Source organism: Massilia orientalis (assembly GCF_030411975.2).
In the GTDB taxonomy this organism is placed as follows: domain Bacteria; phylum Pseudomonadota; class Gammaproteobacteria; order Burkholderiales; family Burkholderiaceae_D; genus Telluria; species Telluria orientalis.
Genome location: NZ_JASNRB020000008.1, coordinates 199,588 through 220,166 on the forward strand (window position 1 = coordinate 199,588; position 20,579 = coordinate 220,166).

General features: G+C 66.1%; 18 protein-coding genes and 2 tRNA genes. 15 read left to right on the forward strand and 5 right to left on the reverse strand.

The window, feature by feature from the left end:
• Position 1: 1 nt before the first annotated feature.
• The 3 genes from QPK29_RS14810 to trxB form a co-directional block, all read right to left on the reverse strand.
• Complete coding sequence (locus QPK29_RS14810) at positions 2–2,188, reverse strand: ATP-binding protein (protein ID WP_449820402.1); 2,187 nt, start codon at positions 2,186–2,188, stop codon at positions 2–4.
• A gap of 178 nt (positions 2,189–2,366) precedes the next feature.
• Entirely contained in the window at positions 2,367–3,032 is a 666-nt protein-coding gene (locus QPK29_RS14815) for a Smr/MutS family protein (RefSeq protein WP_400189773.1), read from the reverse strand.
• Between the two features lie 50 nt (positions 3,033–3,082).
• Positions 3,083–4,036: a thioredoxin-disulfide reductase gene (trxB, locus tag QPK29_RS14820; protein ID WP_371769940.1), complete on the reverse strand. Its 954-nt coding sequence runs from the start codon at positions 4,034–4,036 to the stop codon at positions 3,083–3,085.
• A 189-nt stretch (positions 4,037–4,225) separates the two neighbouring features.
• On the opposite strand from trxB, the gene QPK29_RS14825 reads away from it, so the two are divergent.
• From QPK29_RS14825 to QPK29_RS14835, 3 genes are all read left to right on the forward strand, one after another.
• Positions 4,226–6,862 carry a DNA translocase FtsK gene (locus tag QPK29_RS14825; RefSeq protein WP_371769939.1) on the forward strand — a complete coding sequence of 879 codons (2,637 nt, stop codon included), beginning with the start codon at positions 4,226–4,228 and terminating at the stop codon, positions 6,860–6,862.
• Between the two features lie 2 nt (positions 6,863–6,864).
• Positions 6,865–7,473, forward strand: a complete 609-nt coding sequence (lolA, locus tag QPK29_RS14830) for an outer membrane lipoprotein chaperone LolA (RefSeq protein WP_371769938.1) — start codon at positions 6,865–6,867, stop codon at positions 7,471–7,473.
• A 76-nt stretch (positions 7,474–7,549) separates the two neighbouring features.
• Positions 7,550–8,857: a replication-associated recombination protein A gene (locus tag QPK29_RS14835; protein WP_056127748.1), complete on the forward strand. Its 1,308-nt coding sequence runs from the start codon at positions 7,550–7,552 to the stop codon at positions 8,855–8,857.
• Here QPK29_RS14835 and QPK29_RS14840 read toward each other — a convergent pair whose 3' ends face one another.
• Complete coding sequence (locus QPK29_RS14840; protein ID WP_371769937.1) at positions 8,858–9,196, reverse strand: YetF domain-containing protein; 339 nt, start codon at positions 9,194–9,196, stop codon at positions 8,858–8,860.
• Positions 9,197–9,257: 61 nt separating this feature from the next.
• Between QPK29_RS14840 and serS the strand changes: the two genes are divergently transcribed.
• The 4 genes from serS to QPK29_RS14860 all read left to right on the forward strand — a co-directional run bounded on the left by serS (position 9,258) and on the right by QPK29_RS14860 (position 13,376).
• Positions 9,258–10,553 (forward strand): serine--tRNA ligase, encoded by a 1,296-nt coding sequence (gene serS / locus QPK29_RS14845; protein WP_371769936.1) that lies wholly within the window; start codon positions 9,258–9,260, stop codon positions 10,551–10,553.
• Between the two features lie 74 nt (positions 10,554–10,627).
• Positions 10,628–10,717: transfer RNA gene (locus QPK29_RS14850), tRNA-Ser, on the forward strand.
• 318 nt (positions 10,718–11,035) lie between these two features.
• The gene (locus QPK29_RS14855) at positions 11,036–12,364 is read left to right on the forward strand and encodes a glycoside hydrolase family 5 protein (protein ID WP_371769935.1); all 1,329 of its coding nucleotides are present in this window, start codon (positions 11,036–11,038) and stop codon (positions 12,362–12,364) included.
• A 19-nt stretch (positions 12,365–12,383) separates the two neighbouring features.
• A complete protein-coding gene (locus QPK29_RS14860) occupies positions 12,384–13,376 on the forward strand; it encodes a 2-hydroxyacid dehydrogenase (RefSeq protein WP_371769934.1) in 993 nt (330 codons plus the stop codon).
• A gap of 206 nt (positions 13,377–13,582) precedes the next feature.
• Here the strand turns inward: QPK29_RS14860 and QPK29_RS14865 are convergent.
• Positions 13,583–13,672: transfer RNA gene (locus tag QPK29_RS14865), tRNA-Ser, on the reverse strand.
• A gap of 209 nt (positions 13,673–13,881) precedes the next feature.
• On the opposite strand from QPK29_RS14865, the gene QPK29_RS14870 reads away from it, so the two are divergent.
• The 8 genes from QPK29_RS14870 to fdxA are packed head-to-tail and all read left to right on the forward strand — an operon-like array spanning position 13,882 to position 20,536.
• Positions 13,882–15,123 (forward strand): beta-ketoacyl-[acyl-carrier-protein] synthase family protein, encoded by a 1,242-nt coding sequence (locus QPK29_RS14870; protein WP_371769933.1) that lies wholly within the window; start codon positions 13,882–13,884, stop codon positions 15,121–15,123.
• Between the two features lie 10 nt (positions 15,124–15,133).
• A complete protein-coding gene (locus QPK29_RS14875) occupies positions 15,134–15,973 on the forward strand; it encodes a MaoC/PaaZ C-terminal domain-containing protein (RefSeq protein WP_371769932.1) in 840 nt (279 codons plus the stop codon).
• Between the two features lie 16 nt (positions 15,974–15,989).
• On the forward strand, positions 15,990–16,241 hold the full coding sequence (locus tag QPK29_RS14880) for an acyl carrier protein (RefSeq protein WP_371769931.1): 252 nt from the start codon (positions 15,990–15,992) through the stop codon (positions 16,239–16,241).
• The gene (locus tag QPK29_RS14885; RefSeq protein WP_371769930.1) at positions 16,241–17,134 is read left to right on the forward strand and encodes a diiron oxygenase; all 894 of its coding nucleotides are present in this window, start codon (positions 16,241–16,243) and stop codon (positions 17,132–17,134) included. The genes QPK29_RS14880 and QPK29_RS14885 overlap by 1 nt, the downstream gene beginning before the upstream one ends.
• Positions 17,134–18,645: a phytoene desaturase family protein gene (locus QPK29_RS14890; protein WP_371769929.1), complete on the forward strand. Its 1,512-nt coding sequence runs from the start codon at positions 17,134–17,136 to the stop codon at positions 18,643–18,645. Before QPK29_RS14885 ends, QPK29_RS14890 begins: the two co-directional genes overlap by 1 nt.
• Positions 18,646–18,671: 26 nt before the next feature.
• Entirely contained in the window at positions 18,672–19,466 is a 795-nt protein-coding gene (locus tag QPK29_RS14895; RefSeq protein WP_371769928.1) for an alpha/beta hydrolase, read from the forward strand.
• Positions 19,448–20,200 (forward strand): 3-oxoacyl-ACP reductase FabG, encoded by a 753-nt coding sequence (gene fabG, locus QPK29_RS14900; protein WP_371769927.1) that lies wholly within the window; start codon positions 19,448–19,450, stop codon positions 20,198–20,200. Before QPK29_RS14895 ends, fabG begins: the two co-directional genes overlap by 19 nt.
• Before the next feature lie 12 nt (positions 20,201–20,212).
• On the forward strand, positions 20,213–20,536 hold the full coding sequence (gene fdxA, locus QPK29_RS14905) for a ferredoxin FdxA (RefSeq protein WP_371769926.1): 324 nt from the start codon (positions 20,213–20,215) through the stop codon (positions 20,534–20,536).
• The last annotated feature ends 43 nt before the right edge of the window (positions 20,537–20,579 follow it).

A 20,579-nucleotide genomic window follows, 5' to 3' on the forward strand; every position in this document is an offset into this window, starting at 1 on the left:
GTCAGTGTGCGTTCGGTGCCAGCGGCAGGCGGACGGCGAAGATCACCTTGCCATTCTCGTGCCGATAGTCGATCTCGCCCTCGTGCTCGCGCACGATCTGCTGGGCGATGTACAGGCCGAGCCCCATGCCCGTGCGGTTGCGCGGATTGTTCAGCGAGCTGCGCTTGAACGGGTTGAACAGCGCGGCCTCCGTCTCCGCCGGGATCGGCGCGCCCGCGTTCGCGATTTCCAGCACAGCAAGGCCAAGATCGGGACCGTCCCGCGGCACGAGGCGGATGGTGATCGGCTGGTTCGGCTCGCCGTGGTGGCGGGCGTTGGACAGCAGGTTCGACACCACCTGGCCGAGCCGGCCGCCATCCGCCAGCACGAACGCCGGCCCGACGGTGTGCAAATCGTAGACGATGGTCGGATAGGCGAGGCGTGCTTCCTCGACCATGTCCTCGAGGAGGGCCGCGAGGTCGACGGGCTGGAGGTCGATGCCGAGCGAGAGGCCGCGGTCGATGCGGCTCATGTCCAGCACCTGGCCGATCATGCGCTGCATGCGGTTGCTGGACGACTGGATGCGCTTGCCCAGGGTGCCCTTGTTGCCGACGCCATCCGTGCGCTCGAGGACCATGCCGGCCATGTTGATCGAGTTGAGCGGGTCGCGCAGGTCGTGGCCCAGCATGGCGAGCAGTTGCGCGCGCGTGGATTCGGTCTGGGCGCGGCGCGCGTTCGACACGCGCGCCAGTTCGCCCAGCATCATGCGCGCATGCGTGAGGATGCCGTCTTCCCACGGGTGGGCGAGGCCGCGCACCGTCTCGTGCCAGGCCTCGAACGAACCGCGCGGCGTCAGGCGCTCGCCCAGCGGGCCGGCCTGGGTCTTGTCCGGCTTGCCGCCCCAGGCCACTTCCTCGATCTGTTCCGTGCGCAGCAGCACGCACCAGCCGCCGCTGGGCGGGTCGAAGGGCAGGCCCAGCATGCCGACCCATTTGCCGAGCCGGGCCTGGATCGCGTCCGGCCACTCCTTCACGGATGTCCGGGTGACGATGTCGTGCGGCTCGGCCGGCAGCGACGCGACGATGGCGTCGCCCAGCGCCTGGTCGACGCCGCGGCACACGACGCGCCCGTACTGGCTCACGACGAGCGCCTGCGCATGCGTGGATTCCAGCAGGCCGTCGCCATGCTCGACGAGGGCTTCGAGCGGGTCGTCTTCCAGCAGCAGCGATTCGACGAGGCTCGTGCGCACCTTGGCCGCATGCTCGACCAGTTCCGCGTCCTCGCGCGCCTCGATGCCCTGCACCGTCGAGGCGATCACCTGCGCGAGCACGTCGGCCGCCATCCGGACGGAGTAGGGCACGCGCTTCGGCGCCATGTGGTGGCACGCGATCAGGCCCCACAGGCGGCCGTGAATGACGATCGACACGCTCATCGACGCGCCCACGCCCATGTTCTGCAGATACTCCACGTGGACCGGCGACACGCTGCGCAGCACGGCGAAGCTCATGTCGAGCGGCGCGCTGCCTTCCGCGCCGAGCAGCGGCACGGCGTGGTAGCCGACGTCGGCGATCATGCGCAGGGTGTTCAGCACGTACAGACGGCGCGCCTGCGGCGGGATGTCGCCGGCCGGGTAGCGCTGGCCGAGGTAGGGCACGAGGTCGTCGCGGCGTGCCTCGGCCACCACATCGCCCGAATCGTCGCTGCGGAAGCGGTAGGCCATCACGCGGTCGAAGCCCGTGAATTCGCGGATCTGGCGTACGGTGGCCTCCAGCAGGCCCTCGATGCTGCGCTGGCGGCGCAGGCGGTCGATCGACGAGTGCGCCTTGATCGCGAACTGGGCCACTTCCGCCATGCTGGCCTCGCGCGTCTCGAATTCGACGAGCACGCGCTGCACGTGCCCGTGCACGACGCAGTCGTATTCGCGCCCGCCGATGGACAGGGCCGCCACCGTGGCCGGCGCGTCGCCATCCTCCATCGTGGCCAGGCATTCCTGGATGAGTTCAGTCACCGCCTCCGGCAGCCCGAGCGTGCCGAAGGGTTGTCCCAGTGCGGGCTCGTTGTCCAGGACGGTGGCGATGTTGGTGCTCCAGCCTTCGACGAGCCCGGCGTCCGACAGGAAGAGCAGGGCGCCATGCGGCTGGATGAAGCCGGGGATATGGATCGGTTCGTCCGCACAGTTCTGCAGGTCGACCCGCTGCGGCGCTGCCATCGGTACCGGGCTACTGGACTTCACTTGCTCATCCTTATGCTGGCAGCACCACCTCGGCACTACGTCGTAGGCATCTTACCCGTTTCGTCAAATCGGTGCGTATTTTTGACAACAAAACATGCCAATATAACCATCTTTTAACGAATTTATTTTACGACTTGACAGTTGGAAAGAGTACTCAATCCAGCAGTGCGGGGCGCAGGAGGACGATCAACGCGCCATTGCCCCCATCGGCCCGGTTCGCGACGCAGAACGCGACCACGTCGCCCGTCTGCACGAGCCAGCTGTGGACCATGCCGCGCAGGACCGGTTCGCCGCCGGCCGAGCCATAGCCCACGCCGTGGATGATGCGCACGCAGCGGATGCCGCGCCTGGTGGATTTGCGGAGATAGGCGTCGACGTGGCGCCGCGCCATGTCGCGCGTGAGGCCGTGCAGGTCCAGCTCGTCCTCGACCGGCCAGTGGCGCTTGCGCAGCTTTTTGACGACGTCCGGGCCGACGCCGGGCGCCGACCAGCTGAGGGACGGGTCTTCGTCGAGCAGGCCGTCCACGTCGAACTGGTCGGACAGCATCGATTCCCGCAGCACGGCGGCCGTTTCTTCTTCCAGGGTGCGGGGACGCGTGGGCAGCGGCTGGCCGCGGGTTTCGAATTCGTGCATCGGCCGCCACACGTAGCGGTCCGATTCGGGCATCTTGACGACGTCCGTGACGGCCGAGCGGAATTCGACGGCGCGCTCGCGCGCGATGCGCTCGCGCTTTTCCCGCTCGGCCTGCTCGATGGCGCGCAGCCTTTCGTCTTCCTTGAGCCTGTCGCGCAGGGATTTCAGTTCAGCGAAGTCCTTCATCGCCATAAAACCTCATCTAGATTCGCCGGGTTGCCCCCGGCAACCCGGCGTTACTCCAGGGCTTCCAGGTAACGCTGGGCATCCAGCGCGGCCATGCAGCCCGATCCCGACGACGTGATCGCCTGGCGGTACACGTGGTCCTGCACGTCGCCGGCCGCGAACACGCCCGGGACGTTGGTCGCGGTGGCCATGCCTTCGCTGCCGCCGCGGGTCTTGATGTAGCCGTTGTGCATGTCGATCTGGCCTTCGAAGATGCCCGTGTTCGGCTTGTGGCCGATCGCCACGAACAGGCCGTGCACCTTGAGCTCCTTGGTCGAACCGCCGTCCGTCGACTTCAGCTGCAGGCCGGTCACGCCGCTCTGGTCGCCCTTGACCTCGTCCAGCGTCTGGTTCAGTTCCAGCGCGATCTTGCCTTCTGCGACCCTGGCCATCAGGCGGTCGACGAGGATCGGTTCGGCGCGGAACTTGTCGCGGCGGTGGATCAGCGTGACCTTCGTCGCGATGTTCGACAGGTACAGCGCTTCCTCGACCGCGGTGTTGCCGCCGCCGATCACCGCGACTTCCTGGTTGCGGTAGAAGAAGCCGTCGCACGTGGCGCAGGCGGACACGCCTTTGCCCATGAATTCCTGTTCGCTGGGCAGGCCGAGGTATTGCGCGGAGGCGCCGGTCGCGATGATCAGCGCGTCGCACGTGAACTCGTGCGAGTCGCCCACCAGGCGGATCGGCTTCTCGTTCAGGTACGTCGTGTGGATGTGGTCGAACACGATCTCGGTATTGAAGCGCTCCGCGTGCTGCAGCAGGCGCTGCATCAGTTCCGGACCTTGCACGCCCAGCGGGTCGCCCGGCCAGTTCTCGACGTCGGTCGTCGTCATCAGTTGACCACCCTGCTCGACACCGGTCACCAGCATCGGACTGAGATTGGCGCGCGCGGCGTACACGGCAGCGCTGTAACCGGCGGGGCCGGAACCGAGGATCAGGACTTTGGCATGTTTGCGAGTGGTCATGTGTGAACTTCTTCTATTGGATGATGCCCGGAAAGTGGGGCCGGGCAGTGCGGGAATCAAGAGGCGTTGAACCCGCGATTATAGTCGATGATGCAAACAAGCATGAATCGTGGGGCCAACGCGGCGCTATATCGCTTAGAATGTTCATCTTTGGGGAATTGTTACCCGGCAGTACCGTTTCACACCGCAATGAGCAAGAATAGTCCATCGACGAGCACGACCTATACTCACAAGCCGCGACCGCCTCGCCAGCCGCTGCCGAACCGGCTCGTGCGCCTGTTGTCGGAGGCGCGCTGGCTGGCCACGGCCGTCGCGCTGTTGTATTTCGTCCTCATTTTGCTCAGCTATAACAAGGCCGATCCGGGCTGGTCGCACGAGAACGCCGTCGCCCACGTCGCCAACCTGGGCGGCCGCGCCGGCGCCTGGCTGGCCGATTTATTGTTGTTCATTTTCGGCTTTTCCGCCTGGTGGTTGTGTGTCTGCTTTACGCGCGCCGTCTGGAAGGGCTATCGGCGATTACATACCAGGTTCATCGTCCAGGAAGCGGAACAGGAGCCCGAGCACCAGGGCGAAACCTTGATCCGGTGGATCGGTTTCGTGCTGATGTTCGCCGGCAGCGTGGGATTGGAATACCTGCGCATGTGGTCGTTGAAAGTCGAGCTGCCGCGCGCGGCCGGCGGCGTGCTGGGCCAGCTGATCGGCCATTCCGCCCACACCGCATTCGGTTTCACGGGCGCGACCTTGCTCCTGCTGCTGCTGTTCGGCCTCGGCTTTTCCTGGTATTTCCAAGTGTCGTGGCTGGCGGTGGCCGAGCGCATCGGCGAATCCGTCGAGACGACGTGGGACTGGTTCCGCCTGCGCTACGAAGACCGCGAAGACCGCCGCTACGGCGAAGTGGCCGCGAACAAGCGCGATGAAGTCGTCGTGCACGAGCGCGCCAAGTACGTGGAAAAACATGCCGGTTCGCCGGTCCGGATCGAGACGCCGCGCGACGACGAGTTCGACGGGGCGCACGAAGACGCGCCGCCGGCGCCGGGCTTCCTCGCCAAGATGAAGGCGAAGGTGAAGGCGCGCGGAGAGGCGAAGCTGGCCCGCGCCCGGGCCGAGCCGCAGATCGACAATGCAGCGGCCCCTGCGGCACCGTCCGCGTGGGAGCCATCGCTCGACGAGCCGGACGAGGCCCCGCGCGCACCCGCGCCGGCGCCCGTGAAAGCGCCGCTGCCGCCGGCCTCCGCGCCGAATCCGTCGCCCATCAAGATCGAGCCGGCGATGACGACCGTGCCGCGTTCCGAGCGCGCCGAAAAGGAACGCCAGTCGCACCTGTTCGAAGTCCACGGCGACAGCACGCTGCCGCCGCTGGCGCTGCTGGACGAGGCGCCGCCCGTCCAGGAATCCGTTGCCATCGATACGCTGGAGTTCACGAGCCGCCTGATCGAGAAGAAGCTGTCCGACTTCGGCGTCGAGGCGAAGGTCGTGGCCGCATATCCGGGCCCGGTCGTCACGCGCTACGAGATCGAGCCCGCGACGGGCGTGAAGGGCAGCCAGATCGTCAACCTGGCGCGCGACCTCGCGCGTTCGCTGTCGCTGACGTCGATCCGCGTCGTCGAGACGATCCCCGGCAAGAACTACATGGCGCTCGAGCTGCCGAATCCGAAGCGCCAGATCGTGCGCCTGACGGAAATCCTCGGCTCGAAAGTGTATGGCGACAGCGCGTCGAGCCTCACGGTCGCGCTGGGCAAGGACATCGCCGGCAAGCCGGTCGTCGCCGACCTCGCGAAGATGCCGCACCTGCTGGTGGCGGGTACGACGGGTTCCGGTAAATCCGTCGGCATCAACGCGACGATCCTGTCGCTGCTCTATAAAGCCGATCCAGCCGACGTGCGCCTGATCCTGATCGACCCGAAGATGCTGGAGATGTCGGTGTACGAAGGCATTCCGCACCTGCTGGCGCCGGTCGTCACGGACATGCGCCAGGCCGGCCACGCGCTGAACTGGGCCGTGAACGAGATGGAGCGGCGGTATAAACTGATGTCGAAGCTGGGGGTGCGTAACCTGGCTGGCTACAACAGCAAGATCGCGGAAGCGGCCAAGCGCGAGGAACACATCCCGAACCCGTTCTCGCTGACGCCCGACGCCCCGGAGCCGCTCGACAAGCTGCCGACGATCGTCATCATCATCGACGAGCTGGCCGACCTGATGATGGTGGTCGGCAAGAAGGTCGAGGAACTGATCGCCCGTATCGCCCAGAAGGCGCGCGCGGCCGGCATCCACCTGATCCTCGCGACGCAACGCCCGTCCGTGGACGTCATCACGGGCCTGATCAAGGCGAACATCCCGACGCGTATCGCGTTCCAGGTGTCGTCCAAAATCGACTCGCGCACCATCCTCGACCAGATGGGCGCGGAGACGCTGCTGGGCATGGGCGACATGCTGTACATGCCGCCGGGCACGGGCCTGCCGATCCGCGTGCACGGCGCGTTTGTCTCGGACGACGAAGTGCATCGAGTTGTAAAACATCTCCAGTCCACGGGCGAACCGAATTACATTGAGGGCATCCTCGAAGGCGGCGTGGCTGAGGATGGCGGCGGCGCCGACGGCGTGCCGGCCGGCGAAGGCGGCGGCGAGTCCGACGCGATGTACGACCAGGCCGTGGCCGTGGTGCTGAAGAACCGCCGGGCGTCGATCTCGCTGGTGCAGCGCCACCTGCGCATCGGCTACAACCGCGCCGCGCGCCTGCTCGAGCAGATGGAGCAAAGCGGCATCGTGTCGCCGATGCAATCGAACGGCAACCGGGACATCCTGGTGCCGGCAACGAACGCGGAATGAGAATGCTGAAAACTACACTGATTGCTACGACCTTTTTGATCGCGGGCGCGGCCCACGCCACTGCCCTGGACCAGTTCAAATCCTTCGTCGCCGGCACCAGGTCCGCCCGCGGCGAATTCACGCAGACGCAGGTCTTGAAGACCAGGACGGGCAAGGTCTCGAGCGGCACCTTCGTGTTCGCGCGCCCCGGCAAATTCATCTGGACGTACCAGAAGCCGTACGAGCAACTGCTGCAGGCCGACGGCGAGACCCTGTACCTGTACGACAAGGACCTGAACCAGGTCACGACGCGCAAGCTGGGCGGCGCGCTGGGCAGCTCGCCGGCCGCGATCCTGTTCGGCAGCAACGACCTGGAAAAGAATTTCACGCTGGCCGAAGCGGGCACGCACGACGGCCTGGAATGGCTGAACGCGACGCCGAAGTCGAAGGACACGACGTTCGAACAGATCGGCATCGGCCTCAAGGACGGCTTCCCGCAGGCGATGGAGTTGAAGGACAACTTCGGCCAGACGGTGATGCTGAAATTCACGAACGTCCAGCGCAACCCGGCGCTCGGCGCGCAGACGTTCAAGTTCGACGTGCCGAAAGGCGCGGAGGTCGTTAATCAATAGACCCCTTGCAGTAAGCCGCTTGCGCTTTCGACGCGCCGGCCATACATAGGCAAGATGAACAAGAACAACGCAGCCCATGGATGACCTTTTCAAGACCGAACCCGCCGCCCCGCTGGCGGAAAGCCTGCGCCCGAAGACGATCGCCGAGGTGATCGGCCAGAGCCATTTGCTGGGCGAGGGCAAGCCATTGAATCTCGTGTTCAAATCGGGGCGTCCGCATTCGATGATCCTGTGGGGCCCGCCGGGCGTCGGCAAGACCACGCTGGCGCGCCTCACGGCGAACGCGTTCGACTGCGAATTCATCGCGCTGTCCGCAGTGCTGTCGGGCGTGAAGGACATCCGCGCCGCCATCGAACAGGCCGAGCACTACCTGGCGTCCGGCCACCACACGATCCTGTTCATCGACGAGATCCACCGCTTCAACAAGTCGCAGCAGGACGCGCTGCTGCCGTTCGTCGAATCCGGCCTCGTCACGCTGATCGGCGCGACGACGGAAAACCCGTCGTTCGAAGTCAACTCGGCACTGCTGTCGCGCTCGCAGGTGTACGTGCTGAAGGCGCTGAACGACGACGAGATGCGCCAGTTGCTGGAACGCGCGCGCCAACAGGGCGGCCTGGCGCACCTGCAGTTCGACGATGTCGCCGTCCAGACGCTGATCGGCTACGCGGACGGCGACGCCCGCCGCTTCCTGAACCTGCTGGAGCAGACGAAGACGTCGGCCGACACGGCGCAGACGGCGCACATCACGCGCGAATTCGTCGAGAACGCGCTCACCTTGAACGCGCGCCGCTTCGACAAGGGCGGCGACAATTTCTACGACCAGATCTCGGCCCTGCACAAGTCCGTGCGCGGTTCGCATCCGGACGCCGCGCTGTACTGGCTGTGCCGCATGCTGGACGGCGGCGCCGATCCGAAATACCTGGGACGGCGCATCGTCCGCATGGCCTGGGAAGACATCGGCATCGCCGACCCGCGCGCGATCCAGCTCGCCAACGATGCGGTCGAGACGTTCGAGCGCCTCGGGTCGCCGGAGGGCGAGCTCGCGCTGGGCCAGGCCGTCATCTACCTCGCCATCGCCGCCAAGAGCAATGCCGGCTACAACGCGTTCAATGCGGCGATGGCGTTCGTGCGGAAAGATAAATCGCGCGAGGTCCCGGTCCATTTGCGCAATGCGCCGACCAAGCTCATGAAGGAACTTGGCTACGGCCACGACTACCGCTACGCCCACGACGAACCGCATGCGTATGCGGCCGGCGAGACCTATTTGCCGGATGGCATGCCGGAGCCGGGCTGGTACCAGCCGGTGCCGCGCGGGATCGAGGCGAAGATCGCGGAAAAGCTGGCCTGGCTGCGCAGCCTGGACGACGACGCCCGCGCCGGCTGATTACAACCCGCGCCGCGGCGGGCTGCCCGTGCCGCCATCGTCGCGCGCGCCGCGCCGGCGCAGCACCGTCAACTGGCCGTCCGGCTCCAGCCAGGCGCGCCGGACCTGGGCGATGTCCTCGACTTCGTGCTCGTGCAGCATCGCCCGCAATTCCTCATCGCTGATCAGCTCGCCGCGCAGCGCGGCATCCTGTTTCACCCCGTCCTTGATGATGCAGATCGGCGGCGCCAGTGCGAAACGGCGGAACCGGGGAAAGCGGAAACTCAGCCAGTTCAGCCCATAGCTCCAGCCGATGATGGTGCCGGATCGGCCAAAAGATCGGCGCGCGGATGAGGACATGCGCCGCCTACGACTTGGTACAATTGCGGTTTCGATATCCCACCCTGCGACAATCCCGACAATGATAGACATCCAACTCCTCCGCAAAGACATCGACAACGTCGCCGCGCGCCTCGCGAGCCGCAAGTACCAGCTCGACGTCGCCGGATTCAACGCCCTCGAAGCCGAGCGCAAGGCGATCCAGACGCGCACCGAGGAATTGCAGGGCAAGCGCAACTCGCTGTCCAGGCAGATCGGCATGCTGAAAGGCAAGGGCGAGGACACGAGCGCCGTGATGGCGGAAGTGGCCGGCATCGGCGACGAGCTGAAGGCCAACGAAACCGCGCTCGCCCAGGTACAGGACCGGCTGGCCCACTTCATGGCCGCGATCCCGAACCTGCCGCACCCGTCCACGCCGGTGGGCCAGGACGAGTCGGGCAACGTGGAAGTGCGCAAGGTGGGCACGCCGCGCGCTTTCGATTTCGAAGTGAAGGACCACGTCGACGTCGGCAGCCCGCTGGGCCTCGATTTCGACACCGCGACCAAGCTGACGGGCTCGCGCTTCGCCGTGATGAAAGGCGGCATCGCCCGCCTGCACCGCGCGCTGGCGCAATACATGCTGGACACGCACACGGGCCAGCACGGCTACACCGAGTGCTACACCCCGTACATGGTCAACGCGGATTCGCTGCGCGGCACGGGCCAGCTGCCGAAGTTCGAGGAAGACCTGTTCGCCGTGAAAAAGGGCGGCGCGGAAGGCGAGGGCGAGAATTTCTACCTGATCCCGACGTCGGAAGTGTCGCTGACCAACATGGTGCGCGACGAGATCGTCGCGCTTGACACCCTGCCGATCAAGATCACGGCCCACACCCCGTGCTTCCGCTCGGAAGCGGGCAGCTACGGCCGCGACACCCGCGGCATGATCCGCCAGCACCAGTTCGACAAGGTCGAGCTCGTGCAGATCGCGCATCCGGAACAGTCGTACGACGCGCTGGAAGAGATGGTGGGCCAGGCCGAGACGATCCTGAAGAACCTGGGCCTGCCGTACCGCGTGATGCAGCTGTGCACGGGCGACATGGGCTTTTCCGCCGCGAAAACCTATGACCTGGAAGTGTGGCTGCCGGCGCAGAACACGTACCGCGAGATCTCGTCGCTGTCGAACTGCGAAGATTTCCAGGCCCGCAACATGCAGGCCCGCTTCCGCAACGCCAAGGGCAAGCCTGAGCTGCTGCACACGCTGAACGGTTCGGGCCTGGCCGTCGGCCGCACGCTCGTCGCCGTGCTGGAGAATTACCAGCAGGCGGACGGCAGCGTCGTCGTGCCGGACGTGCTGCGTCCGTACATGGGCGGGCTGGAGCGGCTGGTTCCGGCGGCGTAATCAAATAGCCCTTCCGTTTTCGCGGGAGGCCGTCTATAATGCGGCCTCACGCGAATACAAGCGACCGGTTACCAGGAGAGGTGGCAGAGTGGTCGAATGTACCTGACTCGAAATCAGGCGTACGGGTGACCGTACCGTGGGTTCGAATCCCACCCTCTCCGCCAGAACAAACAAGGCCCCACCGGGGCCTTTTTTGTTTTGGCGGAGAGAGCAGGGCGCCTGCGCGCCCTGCGCGGTGGGATTCGAAGGGCTGGGCCTACGAGCCCAGCCCTCTCCGAATCGCCCATCTGCCGTCCGCAAGGCGGACGGCCCCGCGCGCCGAGGGCGCGCGCTGCAAAGCCTGCAAAGCCCGCGCCGCTAACACAGCCTCCAAAAATCCTTCAACAATCTGCATATTGCTAGCAATATTCCGCCAATAGCTATCCACAAGGAATAAGACTTTTCTACCCTGCAGGTTTATCAGAAATACCTGGAGGAGATCCATGAAAACCTTGTCCACGCTGTCTGCCGCATTGCTCGCGGCGTTGCTCGCCGGTTGCGGCGGTGGCGGCGGTTCCGCATCGCCGGCGACCGCACCGGTTGCCGTCACGCCAGCACCCGCTCCCGCACCGGCGCCTGCGCCCGCACCGGCGCCCGCACCCGCACCCACGCCCGCACCGACCGCAGGCACATACCCAAGCTACAACACGAATCCCCTCCCGGCCGACATGTCGGGCATGTCGCACGACGCCCGGCAGATCGCGGCATCGGTCCGCATCGGCTTCAACATCGGCAACACGATGGAAGCCATCGGCGGCGAAACGGCCTGGGGCAATCCGCTGATCACGAACGAACTCATCCAGACCGTCAAGAAAGCCGGCTTCAACGCGATCCGCCTGCCCGTGGCGTGGGACCAGTACGCGGACCAGAAGACGGGCCAGATCAGCGCCACCTGGCTCGCCCGCGTGAAACAGGTTGTTCAGTATTGTGTCGACAACGATATGTACGTTCTGGTCAACATCCACTGGGACGGCGGCTGGCTGGAAAAGAACATCACGCCCGAGAAGAAGGATGCCGTCAATGCCAAGCAGAAGGCATATTGGGAACAGATCGCGACCACGCTGCGCGATTTCGACGACCACGTGATGTTCGCCAGCGCCAACGAACCGGCGACGGGCAACGAGCAGAATACCGACGTGCCGACGCTGAAAACGGCAGTCGCCGTCCTGCAGAGCTATCACCAGACCTTCGTCGACGCCGTGCGCTCCACCGGCGGCCGCAACGCCTACCGCGTGCTGGTCGTGCAGGCCCCGGAGACGAATATCGACCTGCTGGTGAAATACATGCCGACGCTGCCGGCCGACAAGGTGGCTGGCCGGATGATGGCCGAGATCCACTTCTATGCGCCATTCAATTTCGCGCTGATGAACAAGGATGAATCCTGGGGCAAACAGGCTTATTACTGGGGCGCGGGCAACCACTCGACGACGGATACCGACCGCAATCCGACGTGGGGCGAGGAAGACTACGTCGATGCGCAATTCGCCAGCTTGAAGACGGCATTCGTCGACAAGGGCATTCCGGTCCTGCTCGGCGAATTCGCTGCCCAGCGTCGCACGAACCTGACGGGCGACTCGCTGGCGCTGCACCTCAAGTCGCGCAACTACTACCACACCTACGTCGTCAAGAAGGCCCGCGCGAACGGCGTGCTGCCGTTCTTCTGGGACGTCGGCGCACCGGACGACCAGTCGGGCAGCATCTTCGACCGCCGCACGTACCAGGTGCGCGGCCAGGCGACACTGGATGCGTTGATGGCGGGCCTCGCACCCTGATTGCGCTAGACTGGCGGTCATGAAAACCGCCATCTTCAGCACCCGTCCGTACGATAAATCGATGCTGTCGGACGCCAACCGGGAAGCCGGCCACGACCTGCGCTTCCTGGAAGACCGCCTGACGCCGTCGACGGTCGCGCTCGCCGCAGGCTGCGCGGCCGTCTGCGTCTTCGTCAACGACGCGGTCGACGCAGAGGTCCTCGCGCTGCTCGCCCGGCAGGGCACGCGCCTGGTGGCGACGCGCTCCACCGGCTACAACCACATCGACGTTCCCGCGGCGGAGCGGCTCGGCATCGCCGTCGTGCGCGTGACCGACTATTCGCCGCATTCGGTGGCGGAATTCGCGGTGGGCCTGCTGCTGGCCGTGAACCGCAAGATCGCCCGCGCGAGCGCCCGCACGCGCGACGGCAACTTCGACCTGCACGGCCTGATGGGCTTCGACCTGCACGGCAAGACCGTGGGGGTGATCGGTACGGGCAAGATCGGCACGATCTTCGCCCGCATCATGACCGGCTTCGGCTGCACGGTGGTCGGCCATGACCGCTACCCGTCGCCCGCGTTCGAGGCGCTGGGCGGGCGCTACGCCACCATCGACGAGCTGCTGGACTGCAGCGACGTCGTCTCGCTGCACTGCCCGCTGACGGAAGAGACGCGCCACATCGTGAACGCGGCATCGCTGGCGCGGGCGAGGCGGGGCGGCATCCTCGTGAACACGAGCCGCGGCGGGCTGGTCGACACGGAGGCCGCGATTGCCGCGCTGAAGACGGGGCAGCTGGGCGGCCTCGCGATCGACGTGTACGAGCAGGAAGCGAGCCTGTTCTTCCAGGATCTGTCGTCGACGATCATCACCGACGACGTGATCCAGCGGCTGGTGTCGTTTCCGAACGTGATCGTCACCGGGCACCAGGCGTTTTTCACGGTGGAGGCGATCGGGCAGATCATGCGGACGACCATCGAGAGTTTGACGGCGTTCGAGCAGGGGAGGGAGCTGGTCAACCTCGTTCGTGAGTAAGGAGCGGAACTGCGCGCTTTGCAGCGCGCGCCCCCGGCGCGCGGGGGCGTCCGCGTTGCGGGCGGCAGATGGGCGATTCGGAGAGGATTGAGCGCAGCTCAATCCGGCTTGCAAGCCCAGCCCTTCGAATCCCACCGCGCAAGGCGCGCAGGCGCCTTGCTCTCTCCGCCAAAACAAAAAAGGCCCCGATGGGGCCTTGTTTGTTCTGGCGGAGAGGGTGGGATTCGAACCCACGGTACGGTCACCCGTACGCCTGATTTCGAGTCAGGTACATTCGACCACTCTGCCACCTCTCCTGGTAACTTTTATCATGCGGTCGTTTCGCGTGAGGCCGAATTATAGACGGTGGGTAAGAGAATCGCAAGCGTCGCCTGCGTGTCTTGCAAACCCACCCCCCGCAGGGAGGGACTACCCCCCGATAACCCGATCGGAGTATTGTCCGCCCACCCCATCCGCGTAACACTTCCTCCATCGAAATTTAACCTTTCACCGACTGGAGAAGTCAATGCCCGCCACCCGCGTCGTCGTCACCGGCTATGGAGCCGTCTCCGCATTAGGAGAAAGCGTCCCGGACATCTGGAACGCGATCATGAATTACCGCGTCGGTTACCAACTGACCGAATTCCCCGACCCCAAGATCCACGCCCGCTACTTCAGCTTCATGGAAGACAGGCGCCAGCGCTACGCCGGCTTCCCGAAAGCTGTGCTGAAAATGCTGCCGACGTTCGCGAAGAACGCCCTGGTCGCCTCGCGCGAAGCGCTGCAGATGGCCTTCGGCAGCGCCGACGATGTGCAGCAGTTCGTGACGTCCCCGTTCGACGTCGGCGCCATCATCGGCACGGGCTGGGGCGGCATGGACTCGGTCAACGACAACAACAACGATTACCGCGAGAGCGGCCTGTCGTCGTCGTTCGCCACCCTGATGTCCATGCACAGCATCGCCACGGCCGCCGTCGCGCTGAACTGGAATCTGCGCGGCTACCAGAACACGCCGGTCGCCGCCTGCGCGACGGGGACCATCGCCATCGGCGACGCGTATCAAGTCATCAAGTCCGGCCGCGCGAAGGTGATGCTCGCCGGCGGCAGCGAATCGCTGAAGGAGACGTTCAACGTCTGGTCGATCGACGTCATCCAGGCCCTGAGCAAGGAGCAGCACGACGTGCGCCGCGCCTGCTGCCCGTTCAGCGCACGGCGCAGCGGCTTCGTGCTGGCCGAAGGCGCGGCCGTGCTGTGCCTGGAAGAGCGCGAGCATGCGCTGGCGCGCGGCGCCACGATCCTCGGCGAGATCACGGGCTACGGCAATTACTCGGACGCGTACGACATGACGGCGCCCGCCGACGACCTGCGTGCACGCCATATGGCGATCGTGCAGGCCGTCGGCCAGGCACCGCAGCGCATCGGCTACATCAACCTGCACGGCACGTCCACGCCGATCAACGACGTCAACGAGACGAACACGATCAAGTCGGCGTTCGGCGACGGCGCGGCCGGCATCCCGATGTCGAGCACCAAGTCGTACACGGGCCACCTGATCGGCGCGGCCGGTGCGCTGGAGACGATCTTCTGCCTGAAGACGCTGGAGACGGGCATCATCCCCGCCACGATCCACATGGACGAAGCGGATCCCGCGTGCGACCTGGATTACACGCCGAACGAACACCGGCAGGTGGAACGGATCGACGCGGCCCTCAACGTCAGCTTCGGCTTCGGAGGTGCCAACAGCGCCCTCGTCGTCGAGCGCGCGTAAGGAGAGGGCAATGCAGACCGCACAACACCTGGCCGCCGCGCCGACGCCGCTGAACCTGTCGTTCGACATGCCCGCGGTGGAGCAGTGGGCGCAGTTCTCCAGCGACCGCAATCCGATCCACTTCGACCTCGCGCACGCCAGGGCGGCCGGCCTCGATGCGCTGATCGTCCACGGCATGCTTGCGATGATGCCGATGAAGGAAGCCGCGGCGCAGGCCGTCGCGCCGGACGGCTGGATGAAGTTCCGCACCCTGCTGCGCAACCCCATCGCGCACGACCGCGACGTCGTCTTCACGACCAAGCCGGCGGGCGGCGGCATCGCGTTCCGGCTCCACGGGATGGACGGAAAAGCCGCGGCCGGCAAGCTCGAACACTTCCGCGGCACGTATGGCCGCGCGGGCGACCCGTCGGGCCAGCTGCAGGGCGACACGCCGCGCGGCAAGCCCTTGGAACGCGCCCATCTCGACCGCTTCTTCGCCACGTACCCGCACGTGCGCGAGCGCTGGATCGCGCTTGACGCCGTCGTGTTTTCCGAATTCATGCGCTCGCGGCTGCACGTCCTCGAACGCCTGGCGCACGCCCACATGCTGCGCCTGTCCGGCGGCGCGCCGGCGTCGCGGGTCGTCGTGCAATCGAGCCACACGGTCACGTTCGACGCGGCGTTCTTCGATGCGCCGCACGATGCGGACCAGTGGAATCAACTGCATCACGCCTTGCTCACGCCCGAATTGCTCGCCAGCGGCAATCAGGTCGGCGGCGTCGTCGCGCTGCCGGTCCTGTGTGCGGGCCGTCTCGTCATGCTGGTGGAAGTCGGCCTGGTCGCCAGGTTCGACACCGATATCCCTAACTAATCAACGGAGGTAACAAATGAATGTAGCCGAATTCCTGCGGGATGCGATCGTGGAACTGAAGGACGTCGACGAGTCGGCGCTCGTCCCGGCGCTGACGTTCGAGGAACTGGAACTGGACAGCCTGGATTACGTGGAAATCCAGCTGCGCATCAAGAAGAAATTCAAGGTCGAGATCACGCCGGACCTGTTCGCAGCGGGCCAGTTGAAGAACCTGGGCGACCTGTACGCCTACATCGAGGCGAACCAGCCGCAGGCGGCGGTGGCGTGATGACCGGCCAACCGCCCATCATCCCGCTCAGCCCGCGCGGCCGGCTCGGCGTGGAGACCCTGATCGAAAAGTCACATGCCGCGCCCATGGACCTGAACCAGGTCGTGCCGTGGCGGACGGGTGTCGATCGCCAGGGTGTGCCCAAGAAGATGGAGCACTGCTGGATCTACGGCACGCCGTGGTTCGACGCGCTGACGGACGCGCAACGCCACGAGGTGCTGTGGCTGGAAAACGCGCGCGACGTGTCGATGTTCATCCTGCTCGAACAGACGCTGCCGCCCCTGTACATGGGCTACCTGAATGTCCACGCGGATGCGCTGGCGCCGGACGTGCGCGAATACCTGATGATCTTCTCGAAAGAGGAAATCATGCACACGCTGATGTTCCGGCGCTATATGAAGGTGGCGCGGCTGCCCCTGTTCGGCGCACCGGACGGCCTGCACGAGATGCTGACCGTGCAGCTCCCGAAGATGCATCCGGTGGCCGGCATCATCGCGACCTTGCTGCTCGAATGGGTGGCCGAGCTGTCGGCGATGTTCGTGTCGCAGGACGACGTCGTCGAGCCGCTGACGCGCGAGATGTTCTACCAGCACCACCTGGAGGAGGCGCGCCACATCGCGTTCGGGCGCTGGGTCGGCGAGTCGTTCTTCGAGCATGCGCCGGACGAACAGGCGACGCAGATGCGCCAGATGATGCGCGGCCTGATGGCGCGGCTCGTTCCGCAGTTCACGTACAACCCGGAGATCGCGCGCCACACCTCGTTCGCGTTTCCGATCGCCTGCGGCGACCAGGCCGCGATCGACGCCGTGCGCTACTCGGAACGGAGCCTGGCGCTCAACGACAGGCGCTTCGCGCCGCTGTACGCGTGGCTGCGCAAGGTGGGAGTCTCGTGATGGACGCCGGCAGCCGTTGGGACGCGATCTGCGTCGGCGCCGGCATCACCAGCCTCGCGTTCGGCGCGCAGGTGGTGAAGCGGCATCCCGGCGCGCGCCTCCTCGTCATCGACAAGCACGGCGTGCCGGGCGGGTATGCGACCGTGTTCCAGCGCCCGAAGGCGGGCGCCGCCTTCGACTGCAGCCTGCACAAGCTGAGCGGCATGGGGGAGGGCGGCAATCTGCGCCGGATCTTCGCCGACCTCGGGCTCGACGGGGAACTGGGCCTGAAGGTGCCGGCCGATTATTTCGAGGCTTGCCTGCCCGGCGGGTCCATCCGCTTCGGCAACGGCGTCGATGCCTTCCGCCAGGCGTTGCAGGACCGCTTCCCGCACGAGCGCGCGGGCCTGGACCGCTTCTTCGACGAGGTGGCCGTCCACGGCCGCAACGGCTACCACCAGTTCCAGATGATGGACGGAACCTTCGAGCCGGACTTCGCGCAGCTGCGCTACGCCCACAAGCATTTGAAGCACGTGACGGTGGCGCAGGCGCTGGCCGAACGCATCAACGATCCGTGGCTGCGCGAGATCCTCGCCGCCACCGGCATCTACGTGGGCGGCTTCGCGGAAGACCTGGGCTACCTGTACTTCCTGCACGTGGTGTACGCGACGCTCACGCAGGGCAATGCCTACGTCGAGGGCGCGTCGCAGCGCCTGTCGGACGTGCTCGCGCGCCGCATCGTCGCGGCCGGCGGCCAGGTGCTGCTGGGGACCGCGGTCCGCAAGATCATCAGCGACGACGCCGGCAAGGTACGCGGCGTGACGACGGCGAAAGGCGATTTCTACGCGGACCGAGTGTACCTGAACGCGGCGCCGCACTACGCGCTGCGCACCCTGTTCGACGACCAGCCGGCGTTGGGCCCCGTATGGCGCAAGCTGGACAACCTGAAGCCGTCGTGCTCGACGACGACCGTGTACCTGACGACGGACGCGGCGCCGGCGGACCTGGGCCTGTCCAGCACGGAGACGATGGTATTCGCGTGCGGCGCCGACGCGAGCCGCGCGGCACGCGCAGGCTGCGCAAGCGACGAGGCGTGCGAGCGGGCCTACTGGCGCGACAGCGTCATGGAGGTCACGAACTACCACGCGCTCGATCCGGACGGCGGGCGCATCGTCTGCCTCAACGTGCTGGATGCGATGGCGCACTGGCCGGAGCGCCGCTCGCCCGCGTACAAGCTGAAGAAGGCACGCGCGCTGAACGTGCTGCTCGAGCGGTTGTATGCCGCGAAACCGGGCTTGCGCGGGCATGTCGTGTACACGGAAGTGTCGACGCCGCGCACGTACGAGCGTTTTACCAACAACACGGACGGCGCCGGGTATGGCGCGATGGTGGGGACGGACTTGTCCGGCCACGTATTCCACCACGCGTTCCCGATCGCGGGCGTCCATTTTCTCAGCGCCTGGGTCGCCGGCCCCAGTTACGAGGCGGCATTCGGGTATGCGGAAATGAAGGCGAAACAATGGGCAGCTTAGTCGCTCGTGTATCGGGAGGCGTCCTGATGCGCACGTTGTTCAAGCCCGTCTTCGGCTGGCGCGGCGACGGCCTCGCGGGCCTCGAACCGTTCGTCCACACGAGCACGGACGGCAGCTGGCTGGCCGGCGCGGTCTACACGAGCCGGCGCATGCCGGCACGGGGCGTCGTCCTGCTGTGCCACCCGTTCCTCAAGTACGGCATGCACTGGTTCTTCAACCATGGCTACCACGCGTGGCTGGCCGACGCGGGCTACCACGTCGTCGGTTTCGACTTCAAGGGCTTCGGCCGCAGTACGGTGGACGGCATGTCGTTCGCGGAAGACGTCGTCGCGCTGGGCGAATGGACGCACGACACCTGGCCGGGCCTGCCCGTGCACGTGCTGGGCGCGTCGTTCGGCGCCTTCCACGCGCTGCACGCCATCGCGACGGGCCGCACGGCGTTCGCGTCGGTGCTGTGCGACAGCGTGCCGGCCACGGTCGCGCGCTTCTTCGGCGGCGGCGTGACGGGTGCCGTCATGCGCGGCATGAGCACGAGCCGCTGGGCCGATGCGACGGGCACGCGCCCCATCTTCCGCTCGCTGCCGCTGCCGCACGACTTGCCGCGCCTGTTCCTGTTCGGCGGGGACGATCCGTTCATCACGCAAGCCGAGGTGGCCCATCTGCGCGACCTCTGCGGCGCGAGCAGCGTGCGCGTGTATCCGGACTGCGGCCACCTTGACGCGCGCAAGGCATTCCCAGGCGCCTACCGCGGCGCCATCCTCGATTTTCTCGATCATTCAACTTCAGGCAAGGACTATCATTCATGGATTCGAACGCAGTAAAGAAGCAGTGGGTACTGGTCACGGGCGGCACGCGCGGCATCGGCCGCGGTCTCGTCGCCGCCTTCTGCGCGGCCGGCTACGACGTCGTGTTCACCTACCAGCGCTCGCACGAGGCGGCCGCGGAACTCGTGCGCGAGATGGCGGACGCCGGCGCGCACGCGGCGGGTCACTGCTGCGACAGCGCGGACGAGGAAGCCGTCAACGCGCTGGCGCGCGGGCTGCTCGTGGAGCGGGGGGCGCCGCATGCCGTCGTCAACAACGTCGGCATCACGCGCGACGCGGTCCTGATGCGCATGAGCCGCGAACAGTGGACGGACGTCGTCAACGCCAACCTGAACGCCTCGTTCTACGTCACCCGCGCCTTCGCGCATGCGATGGTGGAAGAGGGCGACGGTGTGATCCTGCAGATGTCGTCCGTGTCCGGCTTCAAGGGCAACGTCGGGCAGACGAATTACTCGGCCACGAAGGCCGCGATGATCGGCATGACCCGCTCGCTCGCGCTGGAACTGGGCCGCTTCAACGTGCGCGTGAACGCCATCGCGCCCGGCTTCATCACGACCGAGATGACGGCGGAGATCCCCGAAGCTAAGCTGAAGTCCCTCGGCGCCGGCATCCCGCTGCGCCGTTTCGGCACGGTGCGCGAAGTGGCGTCGCTCGCGACCTACCTGGCCTCGACCGACGCCGCCTATATCACGGGCCAGACGTTCGTCATCGACGGCGGCCTCACCGCGTGAACGGGAGGCAGCGTGACGTATGTCGTGACCGAACCCTGCATAGGCTGCAAGCACACGGACTGCATCCAGGTGTGCCCGGTGGACTGTTTCCATGAAGGCGACAACTTCCTCGCCATCGACCCGGAACGCTGCGTCGATTGCGGGTTGTGCGAAGTGGAGTGTCCCGTCGGGGCCATCGTGGCGGAAAGCGAGCTGGCGCCGGACCAGCTCCACTGGCTGGCGCTGAACGACGACCTTGCGCGGCGCTGGCCACCCATCACGCAGCGCAAGCCGGCACTGCCCGACGCCGCCGACTGGGCCGCGCGCACGGACAAGCTGGCGGCGCTCATGCGCTGATGCCGATTTCCCCCCACGGATGTGGCATGCGCGCCGGGTCGCG

What these genes read in the sequence shown, in the direction of transcription:
- QPK29_RS14825 (WP_371769939.1), top strand. Translation starts at nt 4,226, where the DNA reads ATGAGCAAGAATAGTCCATCGACGAGCACGACCTATACTCACAAGCCG.
- QPK29_RS14895 (WP_371769928.1), top strand. Translation starts at nt 18,672, where the DNA reads ATGCGCACGTTGTTCAAGCCCGTCTTCGGCTGGCGCGGCGACGGCCTC.
- QPK29_RS14815 (WP_400189773.1), bottom strand. Translation starts at nt 3,032, where the DNA reads ATGAAGGACTTCGCTGAACTGAAATCCCTGCGCGACAGGCTCAAGGAA.
- QPK29_RS14890 (WP_371769929.1), top strand. Translation starts at nt 17,134, where the DNA reads ATGGACGCCGGCAGCCGTTGGGACGCGATCTGCGTCGGCGCCGGCATC.
- QPK29_RS14860 (WP_371769934.1), top strand. Translation starts at nt 12,384, where the DNA reads ATGAAAACCGCCATCTTCAGCACCCGTCCGTACGATAAATCGATGCTG.
- QPK29_RS14880 (WP_371769931.1), top strand. Translation starts at nt 15,990, where the DNA reads ATGAATGTAGCCGAATTCCTGCGGGATGCGATCGTGGAACTGAAGGAC.
- fabG (WP_371769927.1), top strand. Translation starts at nt 19,448, where the DNA reads ATGGATTCGAACGCAGTAAAGAAGCAGTGGGTACTGGTCACGGGCGGC.
- QPK29_RS14870 (WP_371769933.1), top strand. Translation starts at nt 13,882, where the DNA reads ATGCCCGCCACCCGCGTCGTCGTCACCGGCTATGGAGCCGTCTCCGCA.
- trxB (WP_371769940.1), bottom strand. Translation starts at nt 4,036, where the DNA reads ATGACCACTCGCAAACATGCCAAAGTCCTGATCCTCGGTTCCGGCCCC.
- QPK29_RS14835 (WP_056127748.1), top strand. Translation starts at nt 7,550, where the DNA reads ATGGATGACCTTTTCAAGACCGAACCCGCCGCCCCGCTGGCGGAAAGC.
- QPK29_RS14810 (WP_449820402.1), bottom strand. Translation starts at nt 2,188, where the DNA reads ATGGCAGCGCCGCAGCGGGTCGACCTGCAGAACTGTGCGGACGAACCG.
- serS (WP_371769936.1), top strand. Translation starts at nt 9,258, where the DNA reads ATGATAGACATCCAACTCCTCCGCAAAGACATCGACAACGTCGCCGCG.
- QPK29_RS14875 (WP_371769932.1), top strand. Translation starts at nt 15,134, where the DNA reads ATGCAGACCGCACAACACCTGGCCGCCGCGCCGACGCCGCTGAACCTG.
- QPK29_RS14840 (WP_371769937.1), bottom strand. Translation starts at nt 9,196, where the DNA reads ATGTCCTCATCCGCGCGCCGATCTTTTGGCCGATCCGGCACCATCATC.
- QPK29_RS14885 (WP_371769930.1), top strand. Translation starts at nt 16,241, where the DNA reads ATGACCGGCCAACCGCCCATCATCCCGCTCAGCCCGCGCGGCCGGCTC.
- lolA (WP_371769938.1), top strand. Translation starts at nt 6,865, where the DNA reads ATGCTGAAAACTACACTGATTGCTACGACCTTTTTGATCGCGGGCGCG.
- QPK29_RS14855 (WP_371769935.1), top strand. Translation starts at nt 11,036, where the DNA reads ATGAAAACCTTGTCCACGCTGTCTGCCGCATTGCTCGCGGCGTTGCTC.